This window comes from Streptomyces sp. NPDC054794, from assembly GCF_053611585.1.
The window spans coordinates 9911-28903 of the sequence record NZ_JBSHAQ010000007.1; the positions used below are offsets into that span (position 1 = coordinate 9911).

Annotated in this window: 14 protein-coding genes; 6 read left to right on the top strand and 8 right to left on the bottom strand. The window is 71.4% G+C overall.

Annotation, left to right across the window (positions count from 1 at the left end; translation table 11 throughout):
- Positions 1-96: 96 nt before the first annotated feature.
- From ACWGKT_RS09020 to ACWGKT_RS09040, 5 genes are all read right to left on the bottom strand, one after another.
- A complete protein-coding gene (locus tag ACWGKT_RS09020; protein WP_235456932.1) occupies positions 97-1335 on the bottom strand; it encodes a branched-chain amino acid ABC transporter substrate-binding protein in 1239 nt (412 codons plus the stop codon).
- Between the two features lie 273 nt (positions 1336-1608).
- Positions 1609-2241, bottom strand: a complete 633-nt coding sequence (locus ACWGKT_RS09025; protein ID WP_356140584.1) for a Tat pathway signal sequence domain protein — start codon at positions 2239-2241, stop codon at positions 1609-1611.
- Positions 2238-2681 (bottom strand): hypothetical protein, encoded by a 444-nt coding sequence (locus tag ACWGKT_RS09030; protein ID WP_453273060.1) that lies wholly within the window; start codon positions 2679-2681, stop codon positions 2238-2240. Before ACWGKT_RS09030 ends, ACWGKT_RS09025 begins: the two co-directional genes overlap by 4 nt.
- A gap of 165 nt (positions 2682-2846) precedes the next feature.
- Entirely contained in the window at positions 2847-3338 is a 492-nt protein-coding gene (locus ACWGKT_RS09035) for a PaaI family thioesterase (RefSeq protein WP_356140581.1), read from the bottom strand.
- A 53-nt stretch (positions 3339-3391) separates the two neighbouring features.
- The gene (locus ACWGKT_RS09040) at positions 3392-5671 is read right to left on the bottom strand and encodes an FdhF/YdeP family oxidoreductase (RefSeq protein ID WP_453273061.1); all 2280 of its coding nucleotides are present in this window, start codon (positions 5669-5671) and stop codon (positions 3392-3394) included.
- A gap of 268 nt (positions 5672-5939) precedes the next feature.
- Between ACWGKT_RS09040 and polA the strand changes: the two genes are divergently transcribed.
- Both polA and ACWGKT_RS09050 read left to right on the top strand, forming a co-directional pair.
- Positions 5940-8666: a DNA polymerase I gene (gene polA / locus ACWGKT_RS09045; protein WP_453273062.1), complete on the top strand. Its 2727-nt coding sequence runs from the start codon at positions 5940-5942 to the stop codon at positions 8664-8666.
- Positions 8667-8964: 298 nt separating this feature from the next.
- The gene (locus tag ACWGKT_RS09050; RefSeq protein WP_453273063.1) at positions 8965-9378 is read left to right on the top strand and encodes a hypothetical protein; all 414 of its coding nucleotides are present in this window, start codon (positions 8965-8967) and stop codon (positions 9376-9378) included.
- Here ACWGKT_RS09050 and ACWGKT_RS09055 read toward each other — a convergent pair.
- Positions 9293-10156, bottom strand: coding sequence for a DUF4184 family protein (locus tag ACWGKT_RS09055; protein ID WP_453273220.1), 864 nt, complete (start codon positions 10154-10156; stop codon positions 9293-9295). The two genes, ACWGKT_RS09050 and ACWGKT_RS09055, sit on opposite strands and share 86 nt — an antisense overlap.
- Positions 10157-10484: 328 nt before the next feature.
- Here ACWGKT_RS09055 and ACWGKT_RS09060 point away from each other — a divergent pair, with 328 nt between their 5' ends.
- From ACWGKT_RS09060 to ACWGKT_RS09070, 3 genes are all read left to right on the top strand, one after another.
- A complete protein-coding gene (locus ACWGKT_RS09060; RefSeq protein ID WP_453273064.1) occupies positions 10485-12191 on the top strand; it encodes a lytic transglycosylase domain-containing protein in 1707 nt (568 codons plus the stop codon).
- Between the two features lie 152 nt (positions 12192-12343).
- A complete protein-coding gene (locus ACWGKT_RS09065; RefSeq protein WP_235460035.1) occupies positions 12344-12478 on the top strand; it encodes an SPW_0924 family protein in 135 nt (44 codons plus the stop codon).
- A 25-nt stretch (positions 12479-12503) separates the two neighbouring features.
- Positions 12504-13496 carry a DUF3068 domain-containing protein gene (locus ACWGKT_RS09070; protein WP_453273065.1) on the top strand — a complete coding sequence of 331 codons (993 nt, stop codon included), beginning with the start codon at positions 12504-12506 and terminating at the stop codon, positions 13494-13496.
- Here the strand turns inward: ACWGKT_RS09070 and hrpB are convergent.
- A complete protein-coding gene (hrpB, locus tag ACWGKT_RS09075) occupies positions 13486-16032 on the bottom strand; it encodes an ATP-dependent helicase HrpB (RefSeq protein WP_453273066.1) in 2547 nt (848 codons plus the stop codon). The two genes, ACWGKT_RS09070 and hrpB, sit on opposite strands and share 11 nt — an antisense overlap.
- 49 nt (positions 16033-16081) lie before the next feature.
- Complete coding sequence (locus ACWGKT_RS09080) at positions 16082-16894, bottom strand: class I SAM-dependent methyltransferase (RefSeq protein ID WP_453273221.1); 813 nt, start codon at positions 16892-16894, stop codon at positions 16082-16084.
- 366 nt (positions 16895-17260) lie between these two features.
- Here ACWGKT_RS09080 and rpsA point away from each other — a divergent pair, with 366 nt between their 5' ends.
- Complete coding sequence (gene rpsA / locus ACWGKT_RS09085; protein ID WP_067015219.1) at positions 17261-18754, top strand: 30S ribosomal protein S1; 1494 nt, start codon at positions 17261-17263, stop codon at positions 18752-18754.
- The last annotated feature ends 239 nt before the right edge of the window (positions 18755-18993 follow it).

The following is an 18993-nucleotide window of genomic DNA, read 5'->3' on the forward strand; positions in this document are numbered from 1 at the left end:
TTGTTTTTTTTTTGTTCTTCTTGTGGGGGGGGAGGGTTGGGGGGGGGGGGCGCCTGTGCCCCCCCCCCCCCCGCGGCTCGATGGTGCGGGTGTGGGTCAGCTGCCGTTGTAGGTGCCGGACTCCACGGCCTTCCAGGCACCGTTCTCGACCGAGTAGACGGTGAGCTGCTTGTTGGTCGCGTCACCGTACTCGTCGAAGGAGACCTTGCCGGTCACACCGTCGAAGGAGACGTTCTGCATGGCCTCGGTGATCTTCGCGCGGGCGTCGGAGGGCAGCTTGCCGCCGTTGTCGTCCACGACCTTCTTCACGGCCTCGATGATCGACCAGGTGGAGTCGTAGGAGTAACCGCCGTACGCTCCGTACGCCTCGCTGTAGCCGCCCGCCTTGTAGTTGGCGACGAACTCCTTGGCGGAGGGCAGCGTCTCGACCGGCGCGCCGACCGAGGTGGCGAGGTCGCCCTTGGCGCTGGCGCCGCCGAGCTTGATGAAGTCGTCGGCGTAGATGCCGTCGCCACCGACCAGCGGGATCTTGGCGCCGGCGGCCTTGATCTGCTTGCTGAGCGGGCCGGCCTGCGGGTACTCGCCGCCGTAGTAGACCACCTGGGCGCCGGAGTTCTTCACCTTGGTGGCGACCGCGGAGAAGTCCTTGGTGTCGGGGTTGATGTGCTCGGTGCCGACCACCTTGCCGCCGAGCTTCTTGAACTCGTCGGTGAACGTGGCGGCCAGGCCGGCGCCGTAGGTCTTCTTGTCGTCGATGACGAAGACCTTGGTGCGCTTGGCCTTGTTGTAGACGTACTGCGCGGCGAACGGGCCCTGGATGGCGTCCGTGGTCGCGGTGCGGAAGTACGACTTGTACGGCCGCGCCTTCGACGTCTGCCAGTTGTCGCCCTGGGTCAGCGCCGGGTTGGTGTTGGCCGGCGAGACCTCGACCAGCTTCGCGTCGTCGAAGACCTTCTGCATCGACTGGGCCACGGAGGAGTTCAGCGGGCCGACGACACCGAGGACCTCCTTCTCGCTGACGAACTTGGAGGCGTTCGACTGGCCCGAGGAGGGCTGCGCCTGGTCGTCGAGGGCCTCGATCTTGAAGGTCACGCCCTTGACGTAGCTCTTCTTGTTGGCCTGCTTGGCCGCGAGGTCCGCCGAGTTCTTGATGCCCAGGCCGAGCGCGGACAGGTCGCCGGTCAGCGGGGCGTCGACGCCGATGACGACAGTGGTGCCGCCACCGTTGCCGGAGTCGGATCCCTTGTCGCCGCTGTCGCGCGAGCCGCAGGCGGTGAGGGTGAGTGCTCCCGCTGCCAGCGCGGCGGTGATGGCGATGAGCGAACGTTGACGCACGGTCAGTCCTTTCCCTGGCGCAACCGCATCCCCGTGGAGACGGTCGAGTCGTCCGCGGAGCAGAAGTGAGAATGCGACTGGCGCGGTGACTGGCCGTGACTCTAAGCGCGGGTGGGGAACGTCGAGGAGGGTCTGACGAATGCTGTGACGCTCTTGTTATGACACGAGGTAATGCACAGCGGTACACCGTGGGGGGAAGGCCTGAATTCGGACTGATTCGCCCTGTCCGCATGCTGAGAACCCGCAGGACTCGCCGAGTTCTGTTCAGGCGTCTCAGGCGTTTTGGTGATTACGCGGGCCGTTGCCGCAGGCGACTTGCAGGGCCTCGGACAAGTGTTGTGCGTAGCGCTCCCCGAGGATGAAACTCTGCGCCTGCATTGCGCGCGCATTACGTAGAGTTACTTCCAGGAAAGGTAGTCCGGCGTCCTTCGGTACTTTTCCGCAATCCGTCACATGCATGGTTATCGTGATCTTGCGGGGGGCGCCCGCCTTCGTTCGGAAGGGCGCGCGCGGCGCCACGGACAACCAGAGGCCGGCGTACGGCTGGGTCACCCGGGTCACGGTGACGGGCGGTCCGGACAGCACGGTCAGCGACACCTCGAAGCTGAAGCTGCGGGGCGGGGCGCCGGGCGCGGTGGGCCGATCGTTCAGGAAGGCCATCTCCACCGCCTGTGCGGGGTATGGCGGTTCGGGCGGCGGCGGTTGTTTCGGCCGGGTGGCGTAGAGGTAGCCGCCGCCCGCGAGGACGGCGGCCGCCACGGCGAGGGCCAGGGCGGCGCGACGGTGGCGGGCGTACGCCTCCGTGAGGCGTGTACGGGTACGGCCGGGGGCCCGGACGGCGTCCGTGTCGTGCGCCTCCCGCGCGCGCGTGCCTTCTCCCGGCTCGACTGGACCGACGCCGCTCATCGCCAGGGGCCTCCGCTCGGGGTTCCGTCCCGGTACCGGTCGACACAGGCCGCGCGTGCCTCACGGTCGATCAACTCGTCGGCTGCCACGGCCCCTTGACGCCGTTTCACGTCACGGGCGGCGTCCACGACGTTCCGCAGGATCTCGTACTGCCCGTTGGACAGCCCCATGGACTGGTAGTCGCCGTAGGTGCCGCTGTCGAGCACCGTGCGCGACCAGTGGGCGACGATCGTGGCGCACAGCTCGGCATCGGAGGCCGGCCGCGCCGAGGAGGTCGCCGAGGGGGCCGGGGCGGAGGGGGGCGGGGTGCCGCCGGGGCGACCGGATCCGTCGGCGGAGGACCCGGTCGCGTCGCATCCGGCGGCCAACACGCTTGCCAGCAGCGCCAGTCCCAGCCTCCGTGCGGTCACCCTCGTCCGGGTGCCCCCTCGCCGTCCCATGCGCCGACGCTAAGCCGACGGGGGCCGCGGGGCAACGGCTCGGCGGGGCGTTGCGGCGCGGAGTGGCGGTTGGCCCGGAATGGCGGATGGCGGGGAGTGACGCATGGCGGGGAGTGACGGTCGGTGAGCCGCGGCGGCCCGGTGGGGGCCGCCGCGGGGCCGGGGTCAGGCCTTGGGGGTCTGGATGTGGGCCTCGTCGCCCGGCCTCACGTCACGCAGCAGGCAGGTCAGCCGGGCGCTGCACACCCGCCGGCCCTCCTCGTCGCTGATCACGATGTCGTACGTCGCCGTCGACCGCCCCCGGTGCACGGGCGTGGCAACCCCGGTGACCGATCCCGAGCGCACCCCGCGGTGGTGCGTGCAGTTGAGGTCCACACCGACCGCGATCTTGGAGATGCCTCCGTGCAGCATCGAGCCCACCGAGCCCAGGGTCTCCGCCAGCACCGCGGACGCGCCCCCGTGCAGCAGTCCGTACGGCTGTGTGTTCCCCTCCACCGGCATCGTCCCGACGACCCGCTCCGCCGACGCCTCGACGATCTGCACGCCCATCCGCGTCCCGAGGTGCCCCGCGGAGAACAACGCCGGCAGGTCGACCCCGAGCGCGGCGTACTCGTCGATGACCTCCTGCGGGAACTGCACCCTCTGCTGCTCGCCCATGGACCCGGCTCCGTTCGTCGTGATCATTCGCTCCAGCTCGACTGAGCAAACGCTCAGTCGGTCGCCGATTGTTCCAGACGTATGACGACGGACTTGCTGGCCGGGGTGTTGCTGGTGTCGGCGGTGGCGTCCAGCGGCACGAGCACGTTGGTCTCCGGGTAGTACGCCGCCGCGCAGCCCCGCGCCGTCGGGTAGTGCACGACCCGGAACCCGGGCGCCCGCCGCTCCACGCCGTCCCGCCACTCGCTCACGAGGTCGACGTACGACCCGTCCGCGACCTTGAGCTCCCGCGCGTCCTGCGGGTTCACCAGGACCACCCGGCGGCCGTTCGTGATGCCCCGGTAGCGGTCGTCGAGGCCGTAGATCGTGGTGTTGTACTGGTCGTGCGAGCGCAGCGTCTGCAGCAGCAGCCGGCCCGCGGGCAGCGCCGGGTACTCGACCGCCGCCGCCGTGAAGTTCGCCTTCCCGGTGGCCGTCGGAAAACGCCGCTCGTCGCGCGGGGCGTGCGGCAGTGCGAAGCCACCGGGGTGGGCCACGCGCGCGTTGAAGTCCTGGAACCCGGGGATCACGCGCGCGATGCGGTCACGGATCGTCGCGTAGTCCTTCTCGAACTCCTCCCACGGGACGACGCTGTCCTCGCCGAGCACCCGCCGCGCCAGCCGGCACACGATGGCCGGCTCGGACAGCAGGTGCGCGCTCGCCGGCTCCAGGCGCCCCCGGGAGGCGTGCACCATGCCCATGGAGTCCTCCACGGTCACGAACTGCTCCCCGCCGCCCTGGAGGTCCCGCTCGGTGCGGCCCAGCGTCGGCAGGATCAGCGCCCGCGCGCCCGTGACGACGTGCGAGCGGTTGAGCTTGGTCGACACGTGCACGGTCAGCCGGGCCCGCCGCATGGCCGCCTCGGTGACGTCCGTGTCGGGGGAGGCGGCGACGAAGTTGCCGCCCATGGCGAAGAACACCTTCGCCTCGCCGTCGCGGAGCGCACGGATGGCACGGACGACGTCGAAGCCGTGCTCGCGCGGCGGCGCGAACCCGAACTCCTTCTCCAGGGCGTCCAGGAAGGCGGGGGCGGGCCGCTCGAAGATGCCCATCGTGCGGTCGCCCTGCACGTTCGAGTGACCGCGCACCGGGCACACGCCGGCCCCGGGGCGGCCGATGTTGCCGCGCAGGAGGAGGAAGTTGACCACCTCGCGGATGGTCGGGACGGAGTGCTTGTGCTGGGTGAGTCCCATGGCCCAGCAGACGATGGTGCGCTTCGAGGCGAGGACCATCCGCAGGGCATGGTCGATCTCCGCGCGCGTGAGGCCCGTCGCGGTCAGCGTCTCGTCCCAGTCGGCGGCGCGGGCGGCCTCGGCGAACTCCTCGTACCCGTGGGTGTGTTCGCGGACGAAGTCCGTGTCGACCGCGCCCTCCGTCTCCAGGACGAGCTTGTTGAGGAGACGGAAGAGGGCCTGGTCGCCGCCGATGCGGATCTGCAGGAACAGATCGGTCAGCGCCGCGCCCTTGAGCATGCCCTGCGCGGTCTGCGGGTTCTTGAACCGCTCCAGGCCCGCCTCGGGCAGCGGGTTGATGCTGATGATCTTCGCGCCGCCCGCCTTGGCCTTCTCCAGGGCGGAGAGCATGCGCGGGTGGTTGGTGCCGGGGTTCTGCCCGGCGACGATGATCAGGTCGGCCCGGTGGAGGTCCTCCAGCAGGACGCTGCCCTTGCCGATGCCGATGGTCTCGGAGAGCGCCGAGCCGGACGACTCGTGGCACATGTTCGAGCAGTCCGGCAGGTTGTTGGTGCCCAGCTCGCGCGCGAACAGCTGGTAGAGGAAGGCGGCCTCGTTGCTCGTACGCCCCGAGGTGTAGAAGACGGCCTCGTCGGGGGAGCCGAGCTCGGCGATCTCCTCCCCGATGATGTCGAAGGCGCGCTCCCAGGAGACCGGCTCGTAGTGCTCGGCGCCCTCGGGCAGATACATGGGGTGCGTGAGCCGCCCCTGCTGCCCCAGCCAGTAGCCGCTGCGGTGGGCCAGGTCGGCGACGGGGTGCGCGGCGAAGAACTCCGGGGTGACCCGGCGCAGTGTGGCCTCCTCGGCCACCGCCTTCGCGCCGTTCTCGCAGAACTCCGCCTTGTGCCGGTGCTCCGGCTCCGGCCAGGCGCAGCCGGGGCAGTCGAAGCCGTTCTTCTGGTTGACCCGCAGGAGCGTGAGCGCGGTGCGCTTCACACCCATCTGCTGCTGGGCGATCCGCAGCGTGTGCCCGATGGCCGGCAGCCCCGCCGCCGCGTGCTTCGGCTCGGCGACCTGCGGCGCGTCCTGAACCGGGTCACCCTGGGGCGGCTTCGTTGCCATCGCACGCTCTCCTTACGACTGTGTGATGGGAGTACGGCGACGATCCTCCCATGCGGCAGTGACAACGACATCGGCCGGGCATCGTGAGCAAGTTGGGCATATCGGGCAAATCTATTGATAGGTGAGCGGCTCCGCTCGGGGGTCGTCCGGCGGTGCCGAACCGGCCGTGCCGAACCGGCCGTGCCTCTGTGCCGCTCTCACCGGGGGCCCGGGCGGACGGAGCGACCGGGATCCCCGAGTGTCAGTGGGCCGTGGCAGGATCGGAGGCGTGGCAGAGACAGCATCGAAGAAGACCGACAAGACCTCCGGCGGCGACCGTCCCCGACTGATGCTCATGGACGGGCACTCGCTGGCCTACCGCGCGTTCTTCGCGCTGCCCGCGGAGAACTTCACGACCGCGACGGGCCAGCCGACGAACGCGATCTACGGCTTCGCGTCGATGCTGGCCAACACGCTGCGCGACGAGGCGCCCACGCACTTCGCGGTGGCTTTCGACGTCTCCCGCAAGACGTGGCGCTCCGAGGAGTTCACGGACTACAAGGCGAACCGCTCCAAGACCCCGGACGAGTTCAAGGGTCAGGTCGAGCTGATCGGCGAGCTCCTCGACGCGATGCACGCCCCGCGCTTCGCCGTCGAGGGGTTCGAGGCCGACGACGTCATCGCCACCCTCGCCACCCAGGCCGAGGCCGAGGGCTTCGAGGTGCTGATCGTCACCGGTGACCGCGACTCCTTCCAGCTGGTCACCGAGAACACGACGGTGCTGTATCCGACGAAGGGCGTCTCGGAGCTGACCCGCTTCACCCCGGAGAAGGTTTTCGAGAAGTACGGGTTGACGCCGGCCCAGTACCCCGACTTCGCGGCGCTGCGCGGCGACCCGTCCGACAATCTCCCGGGCATCCCCGGCGTCGGCGAGAAGACGGCCGCGAAGTGGATCAACCAGTTCGGTTCCTTCAAGGAGCTGGTCGAGCGCGTCGACGAGGTCAAGGGCAAGGCCGGGCAGAACCTCCGCGACCACCTGGAGGCGGTCAAGCTCAACCGCCGGCTCACCGAGCTGGAGCGCCAGGTGGAGCTGCCCCGGACGGTCACCGACCTGGAGCGGGCCGCGTACGACCGCAAGACCGTCGCGATGGTCCTGGACACCCTGGAGATCCGCAACCCGTCGCTGCGCGAGCGTCTGTTCGCCGTCGACCCCGGAGCCGAGGAGGCCGAGACCACCCCGGTCGCCGCGGAGGGCGTGGAGCTGGACGGCACCGTGCTCGGCACGGGCGAGCTGGCCGGCTGGCTCTCCGAGCACGGCACGCAGACCCTCGGGGTCGCCACCGTGGACACCTGGGCGCTGGGCACCGGCTCGGTCGCCGAGGTCGCGCTCGCCACGGCCGGCGGGGCCGCCGCCTGGTTCGACCCGTCCCAGCTGGACGAGGCCGACGAGAACGCGTTCGCGAGCTGGCTGGCCGCCGCGGACCGCCCCAAGGTGTTCCACAACGCCAAGGGCGCCATGCGCGTCTTCGCCGAGCACGGCTGGAGCGTCGAGGGCGTCACCATGGACACCGCGCTCGCCGCCTACCTGGTCAAGCCGGGCCGCCGCTCTTTCGACCTGGACGCCCTCTCCCTGGAGTACCTGCACCGGGAGCTGGCCCCCGCCGCGGCGGCCGACGGCCAGCTGGCCTTCGGCGCGGACGACGGCGCCGAGGCCGAGGCCCTGATGATCCAGGCCCGCGCCATCCTCGACCTGGGCCAGGCCTTCGAGGGCCGCCTCCAGGAGGTCGGCGCGGCGGACCTCCTGCGCGACATGGAGCTGCCCACCTCCGCGCTGCTCGCCCGGATGGAGCGGCACGGCATCGCGGCCGACCGGGCACACCTGGAAGCCATGGAACAGATGTTCGCCGGGGCTGTGCAGCAGGCCGTGAAGGAGGCCCACGCGGCCGCCGGGCACGAGTTCAACCTGGGCTCGCCCAAGCAGCTCCAGGAGGTCCTCTTCGGCGAGCTGGCACTGCCCAGGACGAAGAAGACCAAGACCGGCTACACCACCGACGCCGATGCCCTGGCCTGGCTGGCCACCCAGACCGACAACGAACTGCCGGTCGTCATGCTCCGCCACCGCGAGCAGGCGAAGCTGCGCGTCACGGTCGAGGGCCTGATCAAGACGATCGCCGCCGACGCCCGGATCCACACCACCTTCAACCAGACGGTGGCGGCCACCGGCCGGCTCTCCTCGACCGACCCGAACCTGCAGAACATCCCGGTGCGCACGGACGAGGGCCGGGCGATCCGCCGCGGCTTCGTGGTCGGCGAGGGCTTCGAGTCCCTCATGACCGCCGACTACAGCCAGATCGAGCTGCGCGTGATGGCCCACCTCTCCGAGGACGAGGGCCTGATCGAGGCGTTCACCTCCGGCGAGGACCTGCACACCACGGTCGCCTCGCAGGTCTTCTCGGTCGAGCGGGACGCGGTGGACGCGGAGATGCGCCGCAAGATCAAGGCGATGTCGTACGGCCTGGCCTACGGCCTGTCCGCCTTCGGCCTCTCCCAGCAGCTGAACATCGAGGCGGCCGAGGCGCGCGCCCTGATGGACACCTACTTCGAGCGTTTCGGCGGCGTACGGGACTATCTGCGCCGGGCGGTCTACGAGGCCCGGGCCACGGGCTACACGGCGACGCTCTTCGGACGCCGCCGCTACCTCCCCGACCTCAACAGCGACAACCGCCAGCGCCGCGAGGCGGCCGAGCGCATGGCCCTGAACGCGCCGATCCAGGGCACCGCGGCGGACATCGTCAAGATCGCCATGCTGAACGTCGACCGGGCCCTGCGGGCGGCGGACCTCAAGTCCCGCATGCTCCTCCAGGTCCACGACGAAATCGTCCTGGAAATCGCCCCCGGCGAGCGCACGGCCACGGAGGAGATCGTCCGCCACGAAATGGCCGACGCCGTCCACCTCCGAGCCCCCCTGGACGTCTCGGTGGGCGCGGGCCCGGACTGGGAGTCCGCCGCGCACTAGCCCTCGGCGGTCCGACAGAGGGCGTGCGCCGACCACTCGGGCCCCCCGGCTCCCGACGCTGCCACGCCCTCTGCGCGGACCTGGGATCTTGCGGCGGGCCCGGGACGTGCGGGCGGCCCCGGAAAAATCACCGCCGCAACGGCGAACACCCCCACGGCGCGTCCCGGCGGTGCCGAACCCTCCGCCACCCCCGCCAAGCCCCCACCCGCCCAACCCCGGCCCAAGCCCCGCAGGGGCCCGTCACTCACGTGGCCCCCGCCAAAACGCCCCCACCCACCCCGCCAGTCAGGATGCGGGCATGGGTATACGCATGCTCCACCGCCGGCCGGCCCAGGCACGGACCACGGCGCAGGCCAACGCCGCCGCGGTCCCGGCCCTGCCGCCCGTGCGGCTCCCGGCCCTCGCGGCCGACGCAAGCACCGCCCGCATCCCCACCGACCCGGCGACGGTCCTGCGCCGAGCCGCGGCAGCCCTCAGGCGCCGGCTCACGGCCCGGGCCGCCGGGGTCGACCTGGCCCACCTCTGGCGCCAGTGGGCCGACCTCGTCCGCGGCTATCTCGCGCTGCTTCTCACCCTGCTCCCGAGAACACGCCCGCCGCGCACGATCACCGTCTTCGTGGCGACCCTCACCGAGCGACCGGACGGCCGCGCTCCGCGAGATCCCCGCCGGCCGGAGCGGCAACGGCAACCGGGGCCGGACGCCACGCCCTGACCCCCACGGCGTACACCACGAGCCCCAGCACCAGCCCGGCGCCCGCCCCGAAGCACACGGTCGGGACGACATCCAGGAGCTTCACCGCGCCACCGCTGCCGTGCGCCGGCCACCGCGACAGCCGCTGCGCCGCCCCGAGCACCGCGCAGCCCCCGATCACGGCACCGGCCCACCACCGGTCCCGTACCGACAGCACCGGCACCCCCACCGGGTCACCCGCGGGCGCCCGCCGTACCGCGTACGTGACGAACACGGCGATCACGACCGCGGCCACCGCCGAACCGCCGTACTGCAGGTACCAGTACACCGGCATGCCCGCCAGTTCCCGGCCCAGGACCGGGAACACGCGCATCCCCCACCGGTCCAGGTGCGTGAACGCGTCCCACACGACGTGCGTCAGCGCGCCGAGCGCCGCCGAGACGTACCACCACGCCACCGTGGCCGGCTGCACCCGCGCGCGGGGCGCCCCGCAGCGCAGCAGGGCGGCCGTCCGCCCCTGCCGGGCCCGGGGCGGCAGCGCCATCAACGGCTCGCGCACGAGCAGCCACAGTCCGACCAGGGCCCAGGTGATGAGCACGTCGACGGTGAAGACACCGGCGAAGGAGTGCGTGACGTCCCCGAAGGGCATCGCACCCGGCAGGACACTCGCCGCGTAGTAGGTCATGTCGGGCGAGAAGGAGCCCGCGACGAGGACCGCGGGTACCAGCCGGCCCCGGCCGGTCCCGTCCCCGCGGACGGCGGGCAGGACGGCGGCCGCATGGCTGAGCGTGAACGGCAACTGGTCCCCCCGGGGCGGTGGTCGGCCGTACCCGAGTGCGACGGGCCGACCCGTGATCACTTCTGTCCAGTATGGGGGACGGCCACCTGCCGGACGCTCACGACAACAGCGCATGGCCGGCTGGTGAAAAGCCGGTATCACCGGGTGCCCCTGTAAAGCAAGTTGTCGTAGGGTCACTTGGGTTGCCTTGCCGGGCTCCGGTCGAAAAACACCGGCGCACGAATCGAACGTCGCAGCGGAGGCAACCACAGCACCGGGTCGACCGTCACAACAGGGCGAGCGGAATTACACGACGGGCGCTCAGTCGTCCAGGGGAGGGAATCACCTTATGGCGGCGCAATTCGGCATGCGACTGCGCAAGGGGGCGGCGACGACCGCCGTGGCCGCGGCAGCGGTCGCGGCTCTCTCCGCGTCCCAGGCACCGGGCGTGACGGCCGACAACGGCAGACAGGCCGCCGCCGGATCCAGCGCTCCCGTGCCGGACGCGGTCCCCGAGAGCAACGCCACCGGCAACTCGCCGTACTACACGGACCTGCCGCCGCTCAGCAGCCCCAAGCCCAGCCCGTCGTCCACGATAGGCACCCCGGTCGCCCGGGGTGAGATAGAGGCGGGCATCCCCGCGACGGTCCTCGACGCGTACAAGAGGGCCGCTTCGGAACTGCGCGGCGCCAAGCCGGGCTGCAACCTGCCCTGGCAACTGCTCGCCGCCATCGGCAAGGTGGAGTCGGGTCAGGCCCGCGGCGGAAACGTCGACGCCAACGGCACCACGCTCAGCCCCATCCTGGGCCCGCAGCTCGACGGCAACGGCTTCGCGCTGATCCAGGACACCGACCACGGTCGGTACGACGGCAACAGCGAGTACGACCAGGCCGTCGGCCCCATGCAGTTCATCCCGTCGACCTGGGCCTGGGCGGGCCGCGACGGCAACGGCGACGGCGTCAAGGACCCCAACAACGTCTACGACGCGGCGCTCGCGGCCGGCCACTACCTGTGCCGCAACGGCTGGGACCTGTCCGCCCAGGACAACCTGCACAGCGCGATCCTCAGCTACAACAACTCCCAGGACTACCTGAACACGGTCCTGTCGTGGCTGGAGTACTACCGCGAGGGCACCCACTCGATCCCCGACGGCACCGGCACCCTCCCCTCGGGCCGCAGCGACGACAAGGGCGGCAAACACCCGTCCCACTCGAAGCGGCCCAAGACCAAGCCGAACCCGGGCAAGCCCAGCCCCCTCCCGTCCACGCCGGGCACGCCGTCGCCCACGCCCACCGACACGGTGGACCACCTGGAGGACGCCGGCACCGCCGAGCTCACCGCGATGGCCGGCGACGCGTTCGACAAGAGGATCAGCACGCGGGCCGAGAACAAGGCCGGGAAGACCGTCGGCAAGGTCCGGGTCCGCTTCACCGTCGTCGGTGACACGGACGCCACCTTCACCGGCGGCGAGAGCGTCGCCACCGTCGCCACCGACAGCAAGGGCGTGGCGGTCGCCCCCGCGCTCCAGGCCGGCGAGAAGACCGGCGACTTCACCGTCCACGTCGCCGTCGTCGGCCGCTCGGTCGGCGGTGTCGACTACAAGGCCACGGTCACCGCGCGCGCCGCCGACACCCTCGCCCGCACCAGCGACACCCCGCTCACCTGCACCCCGGGCGGCGAGTTCGCCGACCAGGTCGAGGTGAAGGCCACCTACAAGGGCGCCGTCGCGGACAAGGTCGCCGCCACCGCGACCCTCGTGAAGTCAGCGAGCGACGCGACCGAGAACGACCAGGGCCCCTACTTCAAGGACGCCAGCGGCAAGGCCGTCCGTACCCTGTCGAACCTCCAGACCGACGCGAACGGCCTGATCAAGCTGCCGAAGCTGTACGCGGACGACGCGACCGGCACCTTCCTGCTGCGCATCGTCACCACCGGCGGCGCGACGCTGACCGTCGAACTGAAGGTCGCCGCGGCCGACTCGTCGCCCAGCCCCTCGCCCAGCACCTCCGCGAGCCCGTCGACGAGCCCGTCGGCGACGGCGTCCGCCACCCCCTAGGGCCCCGGTCGGCCGCACACCCCAGGGCGCCCCTCCCGCTTCGGCGGAGGGGCGCCCTCGTCTGTGTGCGCAACGTGTTCTCATCTCGGCCCCCCGTTGCTACGGTGCCGGACCTGACGCCCTATCAGGAACCGTCCGTCCGGAGGCCCCGCATGCGCGCCCTGATCGCCGCCGCGACCGGTCTCGCCGTCGCGCTCGCCCTGGTCCTGACCGTCACCGCCATGGGTTCACCGGCGGGCAGGACCTCCCCGAAGCCGCTGCTGACGACGGTGCCCGCACACCCGTAACCGCCCGTCCGGGAGGGAGGCCGAGATGCGCCGCAAGGCCGGTCTGATCCTGCTCGCCCTCGCCGTGTTCTTCGCGGCGCTGTCCCCGCTGCTGCGCTGGTACGCCTTCCCGCGCCTGGCCAAGATCCCCGCGAACCAGTACCAGGACATGGTCCTGGAGGCCAAGGACGCCACCCTCCTCGACTACGGCACGATGAAGGCGAGGAAGGTCCCCAAGGTCACCGTCGTGCAGACCCTCAAGGGCAACGTGGAGGCCTCGGAGAGGATCGAGAGGACGGCGGGGAAGGACGTCGTCGTCTGGGACGGCCTGTCCTATGTGCAGGGCCCCGACGGCAAGATGGTCTCCAGGATCCCCGAGCGCTACATCTTCGACGCCCACTCCCAGGAACCCGTCCACGCCACCGGGGAGATGGTGGACGGCGACCCGGTCAAGCGGGACGGCATCGAGTTCAAGTGGCCCTTCCTGACGGAGAAGCGCGACTACGAGTACTTCGACGCACAGACCCGCACCACCAGCCCCATCCACTACAAGGGCACCCGGAACTTCCGCGGTCTGAGCGTCTACTACTTCGAGCAGACCATCCCCTGGACCAAGGTCCCCTTCCCCAAGACCATGCCCGTGCGGGGCATCACCCCCGAGTCGGTCGCCAAGACCGGGACGACCCGCTGGTACACCACGGTCCGCAAGTTCTGGGTCGAGCCCGTCACCGGGGCGCCCGTGTACGGCGAGGAACTGCACCAGGAGGAGCTGCGCGGCGGCACCCTGCTCGGCGGGCGCGCCAAGGTGACCGCGTTCGCGGGCGACGTGAAGATGCGCGAGGACTACATCGAGCACACCGTGGCCCTGGTCAAGGACAACCGCACCCTCGTCCTGCTGATGACCTCGTACCTGCCCTGGGGCTTCCTGGTCCTCGGCATCCTGCTGCTGGCGCTCGCGCTCTACCTGGAGGCGCGCGGCAGGCGCCCCGCGGATCCCGCACCCGCCGAGACGACGGAACCGGAACCGGTCAGCGCCTGAGGCGGGCGTTGGTGTGCCGGGTGGGCTCGGCGGTGGCCGGGTCCTCGGGCCACGGATGCTTCGGATACCGGCCGCGCAACTCCGCCCGTACGCCCTTGTAGCCGTCCTTCCAGAAGGAGGCGAGGTCGGCCGTCACCGCCGCGGGCCGACCGGCGGGGGACAGGAGATGCACGAGCAGCGGCACCCCGGCCACCTCCGGCGACTGCCGCAGACCGAACATTTCCTGCAACTTCACGGCGAGGACGGGCTGTTCGGGGTTCTGGTAGTCGATCCGGATTCTGGACCCACTGGGGACGACGATCCGCTCGGGGGCGAGTTCGTCGAGCCGGGCGGCCTCACCACCGGCCCAGGGCAGCAACCGGTCGAGCACCGCCCCGGCATCGATCCGCGCGAGATCGGCCCGCCGCCGGGCGCGCCCCAGCTCGGGCTCCAACCACTCGTCCACGCGCGCGAGAAGCGCGGCGTCCGACACGTCCGGCCAGGGCTCGCCGAGCCGCAGCCGCAAGAACGCCAGCCGCTGCCGCAGGACGCCGGCCTCCGCGGACCACCGCAGCAGCCCGACCCCCTCCTGCCGCAACCCCTCCAGCAGCGCCTCGCGTACGAGAGAGGAGTCGGCGTCCCTCAGCGGCCGCACCGCCAGTTCGACGGCCCCGAGCCGCTCGACCCGCCGGGCCACGACGTCCCCGTCAGCCCAGTGCACCTCGTCCCGCGCGTCCAGCAGCGAGCCGGCCGCGCTCATCGCCACCTCCTCACCCACCACGGCCCCGAGCCGCACGCGCGCGTGCCGCTGTCCCACGGGCCGATCGGCCACGGCGACAGCGATCCACGGGACCCCGTGGAGGGCGGACCCGTCCCCCGCCTCGGCCCGTGTCCCGGACACCATGAGATACGACCCACCGTCCAGCCGGGCGACCCGCTCGGGAAACGCGAGCGCGACAACAAGCCCGGCGGCGAACCCTTCGCCACGCCCCGCGCCCGATCCGCCGCCGACGCCCACCTGGAGCCGACTGCCGAGGGCCGGCGGGTCGGAAAACTCCCCGGCGACGGCCCGCAGGCGCCGCACCTCCGTCCGCCACCGCCCCGCATAGGCGTCACCTCCGCGCCGGACCGTCCGCAGCGCACCGCCGAGATCGTCTCCGTACTCCCGCGGAGCCTCCTCGCTCAGCAGGGCGACAACCTCGGCGGCCGCCTCCACCCCCACGAGCGGCGCGGCGTCCAGCAGTGCCCGCCCCAGCCGCGGATGCAGCCCCAGCCGCGCCAGCCGCACCCCCCGCTCCGTGACCCGCCCGGCGGAGTCCACCGCTCCCACGGCCGTCAGCACCTCGCGCGCCGCCGCCATCGCCCCGCCCGGCGGCGGATCCAGCAGCGCGAGCCCCGAGGCGTCGGGGTCGCCCCAGCAGGCCGCCTGCAGGGCGAACGGCGTCAGATCGGCCACCTTGATCTCCGGTGCCGGGAAGCGCGGCAGGCGTAGGTCCTCGGCCTCCGTCCAGCACCGGTACACCGCCCCGGGCGCCTCACGCCCGGCCCGGCCCGCCCGCTGCCGTCCCGCCGCCTGCGACGCCCGCACCGTCGTCAGCGCGCTCAGCCCGCGCGCGTGGTCCACACGCGGCTCCCGCGCCAGCCCGCAGTCGACGACCACCCGCACCCCGGGCACCGTCAGCGAGGACTCCGCGACCGATGTCGCCAGCACCACCCGGCGCCGCTCGCCGGGCATCAGCACCGCGTCCTGCACGGCCGCCGACGCCCGCCCGTGCACCTGCAGCACGTCCACGCCGCCCAGGTCCCCCAGCTGCCCCGCGACCCGCACGATCTCGCCCACGCCGGGCAGGAAGCACAGCACGTCCCCCGACCGCTCGGCCAGGGCCCGCCGCACCACCGAGGCCACGTGGACCAGCAGCGCCGGATCCACACGCATCCCGTGCGGCGGCCGTACCGGACGCGCCGGCGGTGCCCACACCACCTCCACGGGGTGCGAGACACCCTCGGCCTCCACCACCGGCGCCCCGCCCAGCAGCCGCGCCCACCCCTGCGCGTCCGTCGTCGCCGAGGCGGCCACCAGCCGCAGCTCCGGCCGCAGGGCCTCCCGTACGTCCCACAGGAACGCCGCCACGGTGTCCGCGTCCAGATGCCGCTCGTGGCACTCGTCGAGCACGACCACGTCGACGCCCGTCAGCTCCTGGTCCCGTTGCAGCCGCTGCAGCAGCACGCCGGTCGTGACGACCTCCACGCGCGCGCGTGGCCCCACGACCCGCTCGCCGCGCACGGTGTAGCCGATGCTCTGCCCGACCTGTTCGCCCAGCAGCCACGCCATCCGGCCCGCCGCGGCCCGCGCCGCGATCCGGCGCGGCTCGGCCACGACCACCCGCCGCGCCGGCCCCTCGCCCAGCAGCCCGGCCAACGCCAGCGGCACCAGCGTCGTCTTGCCGGTGCCGGGCGGCGCCACCAGGACCGCGGTGCCGTGCCCCTCCAGAGCGTCGTCCAGGGCGGGCAGGGCACCACGTACGGGCAGGGCGTCCAGGGCGTCGTAACGGATCACGCCCCCTAGTGTCGTACGCCCCGAAAACGGCCCCTCACGCGCGCGTGGGTCAGTCCCGCTCGCACACGAAGATCGCCGTCCCGGGGATGAGACCCCCGCGCAGCGGGGACCAGCCGCCCCATTCGGACGAGTTCCAGGCCGGCCACTCCGGTTCCACCAGGTCCACGAGCCCAAAGCCCGCGGCCACGACGTCCCGGACCCGGTCGCCGACCGTCCTGTGGTGCTCGACGTACACCGCCCGGCCCTGCTCGTCCTGCTCGACGTACGGCGTGCGGTCGAAGTACGAGGCCGACACGGACAGCCCCTCGGGCCCGGGCTCGTCCGGGAAGGCCCACCGGATCGGATGCGTCACCGAGAACACGAAGCGCCCGCCCGGCCGCAGCACCCGGCGCACCTCCCGCAGCACCGCGACCGGGTCCGCCACGAAGGGCAGCGCCCCGTACGCGGAGCACGCCAGGTCGAAGGAGCCGTCCGCGAAGGGCAGCGCGCCGGCGTCGGCGCACACCAGCGGAAACGATCCGCCGATGCGCAGGGCGTGCTGGAGCTGGCGGTGGGAGAGGTCCAGGGCCACCGGGCGGGCCCCCTGGGCGGCCAGCCAGCGCGAGCACTGCGCCGCGCCCGCGCCTATCTCCAGGACGTCCCTGCCCTTGAGGTCCTTCGCAGGGCCCAGCAGCTCGGCCTCCACCTCGTCGAGGCCCTCGGGCCCCCACACGAAGCGGTCGTCGCCCAGGAACGTGCCGTGGTCGACCTGGTACTCGTCCGCGTTCCGGTCCCACCAGCCCCGGTTGGCCCGGGAGCTTTCCGTGGCCCCGGCCTCGCGCCGGGTGGCTTCCGGTTCGAAGGCTTCTGGCTCTTGGATGATCGGCTCCCTCGTCGTACTCTTCCGTGCAACCCGTCTGGGGCGTGTCGCGCAAGAGGTCCGTCAGGCCCTCGTGGCCTCGTGGGACGGAACTTGTGCCGGGTATGCGGCGATCCGCCCCGGGTGTGCGCCTTCGCGCATTGACCCTGCCCGGCTGCCCCCGTATGCTACAAGTTGCGCTGCGGGCCTGCGCACCTCAGACGTAGCAGGCTGCGCTCGCATCTGTTGTATGTCCCCTCGGTTGTCGAGGCGCCACAGGCTGTATCCGGTGTGGCGCTTCCTTGGCTGTCCGGCTTCTGCAGAGCGAAACGGGCTCCCGGCGTAAGCAGTGCCTACGACTTCAATGTCCGTACCGGAGCCCTTTCCCACATGACGAGCAGCACCGAGACCACCGCCACCACCCCGCAGGTTGCGGTCAACGACATCGGTAACGAGGAAGCCTTCCTCGCAGCGATCGACGAGACGATCAAGTACTTCAACGACGGCGACATCGTCGACGGCGTCATCGTGAAGGTCGACCGGGACGAGGTCCTACTCGACATCGGTTACAAGACCGAAGGTGTCATCCCGAGCCGCGAGCTCTCGATCAAGCACGACGTCGACCCGAACGAGGTCGTTGCCGTCGGCGACGAGATCGAGGCCCTGGTCCTCCAGAAGGAGGACAAGGAAGGCCGCCTGATCCTCTCGAAGAAGCGCGCCCAGTACGAGCGTGCCTGGGGCACCATCGAGAAGATCAAGGAAGAGGACGGCATCGTCACCGGTACCGTCATCGAGGTCGTCAAGGGTGGTCTCATCCTCGACATCGGCCTCCGTGGCTTCCTCCCGGCCTCCCTGGTCGAGATGCGCCGCGTCCGCGACCTCCAGCCCTACGTGGGCAAGGAGCTCGAGGCCAAGATCATCGAGCTGGACAAGAACCGCAACAACGTGGTCCTCTCCCGCCGTGCCTGGCTGGAGCAGACCCAGTCCGAGGTCCGCCAGACGTTCCTCACGACCCTCCAGAAGGGTCAGGTCCGCTCCGGCGTCGTCTCCTCGATCGTCAACTTCGGTGCCTTCGTGGACCTGGGTGGCGTCGACGGTCTGGTCCACGTCTCCGAGCTCTCCTGGAAGCACATCGACCACCCGTCCGAGGTTGTCGAGGTGGGCCAGGAGGTCACCGTCGAGGTTCTCGACGTCGACATGGACCGCGAGCGCGTCTCCCTGTCGCTGAAGGCGACCCAGGAAGACCCGTGGCAGCAGTTCGCCCGCACCCACCAGATCGGCCAGGTCGTGCCCGGTAAGGTCACGAAGCTGGTTCCGTTCGGTGCGTTCGTCCGCGTCGACGAGGGCATCGAGGGTCTGGTCCACATCTCCGAGCTGGCCGAGCGCCACGTGGAGATCCCGGAGCAGGTCGTCCAGGTCAACGACGAGATCTTCGTCAAGGTCATCGACATCGACCTGGAGCGTCGCCGGATCTCGCTGTCCCTCAAGCAGGCCAACGAGTCCTTCGGTGCCGACCCGGCCTCGGTCGAGTTCGACCCGACCCTGTACGGCATGGCCGCGTCCTACGACGACCAGGGCAACTACATCTACCCCGAGGGCTTCGACCCCGAGACCAACGACTGGCTCGAGGGCTACGAGAAGCAGCGCGAGGAGTGGGAGCGCCAGTACGCCGAGGCGCAGACCCGCTTCGAGCAGCACCAGCAGCAGGTCATCAAGTCCCGCGAGGCCGACGCCGCTGCCGCGGCCGAGGGCGGCGAGGCTGCGGCTCCGGCCGCGTCGGGTGGCGGTTCGTACTCCTCCGAGGGTGCGGACACCTCCGGTGCCCTGGCCTCGGACGAGGCGCTGGCCGCTCTGCGCGAGAAGCTGGCGGGTGGCCAGAGCTGAGCTCAGCCACTGAGGCTTAGCCGATAGCTCCGAGGGCCCGTACCTTTCGAGGTGCGGGCCCTCAGGCATGTCCGGGGGAACCCGCCCCGCGCAAGGCCGACGCCCCAGCAGCGCGAGAAGCGTGCTGTAGCGGCCGGCATGAGGATCGGCGGCGCCAAGCAACGCACCGGAACCGGCCCTTCACGCGCGCGTGATGTCCAAGCGGGGCACGACATGACCTCGTGATGTCGTCGTGGCGC